This is a genomic window from Mesorhizobium sp. M4B.F.Ca.ET.203.01.1.1, assembly GCF_004791025.1.
In the GTDB taxonomy this organism is placed as follows: domain Bacteria; phylum Pseudomonadota; class Alphaproteobacteria; order Rhizobiales; family Rhizobiaceae; genus Mesorhizobium; species Mesorhizobium abyssinicae.
On sequence record NZ_SRUO01000123.1, the window covers coordinates 1 to 362 of the forward strand.

General features: G+C 73.2%; 1 protein-coding gene. It reads right to left on the reverse strand.

The genetic code is table 11. The features are described from left to right. The coding region (locus tag EN846_RS33935; protein ID WP_210236147.1) for a hypothetical protein at positions 1 to 362 on the reverse strand (362 nt) is incomplete at both ends.

The window sequence follows — 362 nt, forward strand, 5'->3', positions numbered from 1 at the left end:
GGAAGTCCGGCATCTGGTGCAGCAGCTGCGCGCGCAGTCTGGTGATCCGGCGCATCACCCACAACCAGCAGCCCAGCAGGTACAGCAGCAGGGTCAGCGGGAACATCCAGGCCGTGCCCAGACGCATCGCCGCAATGATCGCAAGCGCCAGTCCCGGCACCAGCAGCATCAGGGGCAGCTTCCAGCCCGGCTGCAGCCCAGCGCGCTGCAGCACGCCGTCCCAGGGCAGCACCCGGTTGCCGCTGCTGGCCGGACGGGCCGGGTCGTTGGCCGCGGCCACGGAAGGCCCGGCCGGGACCGCGCCGGTCGCGCTGCCGCGCGCCAGCTGCTGCTCGGCATGCTGCAGCGAGGCCTGGCGCTGC